2 protein-coding genes are annotated in these 872 nt (G+C 47.8%); both read left to right on the top strand.

The features are described from left to right. On the top strand, positions 1-283 hold a 283-nt coding region (locus tag A3739_RS03145), incomplete at its 5' end, for a TrkA C-terminal domain-containing protein (RefSeq protein WP_304440247.1). A gap of 18 nt (positions 284-301) precedes the next feature. Next, on the top strand, positions 302-872 hold a 571-nt coding region (locus tag A3739_RS03140; RefSeq protein WP_304440246.1), incomplete at its 3' end, for a potassium transporter TrkG.

The following is an 872-nucleotide window of genomic DNA, read 5'->3' as shown; positions in this document are numbered from 1 at the left end:
AGACGTAGTCAATGTTCACTCTCTGCGTCGCGGTGCAGCAGAGGCAATCGAAGCGATTGCGCATGGAGACCATCGCTCTTCGAAAGTAGTCGGGAAACGACTCGATGAAATCAATCTGCCGCCTGGCACAACGATCGGAGCGATTGTGCGTAAAAAAGAAGTATTGATCGCGCATGACCATATCCGTATCGAACCTGATGACCACGTCATCTTGTTCTTGATCGATAAAGGAAGGATCAGGGAAGTTGAGAAACTCTTCCAGGTCGGCCTAACGTTTTTCTAGAGTGATCGAGATCTTCTAATGCAAATTTTAACTATTGGCCGAATGCTGGGGATTTTGTTGATGCTATTCAGTGTCACGATGCTGCCCCCCATTGCCGTCTCACTCTACTACATCGATGGGCAACTCCATGCCTTCTTGGACGCATTTGCCATCACACTTGGCTTAGGTTTTCTAGTCTGGCTACCCTGTCGGCAACACAGAAAAGAATTACGTGTTCACGATGGTTTCTTAATTACTGTGATGTTCTGGGTCGTTCTTAGCTTTAGTGGGTCCATCCCACTATATCTGTCTGATATGCCTGATCTCTCCTACACAGATGCGTATTTTGAGTCGCTTTCTGGATTAACGACGACAGGGGCAACCGTTATTACAGGCCTCGACTCACTACCAAAATCAATCTTATGGTATCGCCAACAGTTACAATGGTTTGGCGGTATGGGTTTGATCGTTCTAGCCGTCGCTGTACTGCCAATGCTCGGCATCGGTGGTATGCAGCTCTACCGTGCAGAGGCACCCGGCCCTGTGAAAGACAGCAAACTCACTCCTAGAATTACCGAAACAGCAAAAGCGCTATGGTATATCTACCTAG

The organism is Oleiphilus sp. HI0067 (assembly GCF_001635735.1).
Note: the sequence above shows the minus strand (reverse complement) of the source record. Positions and strands in the feature narration are given on the sequence as shown.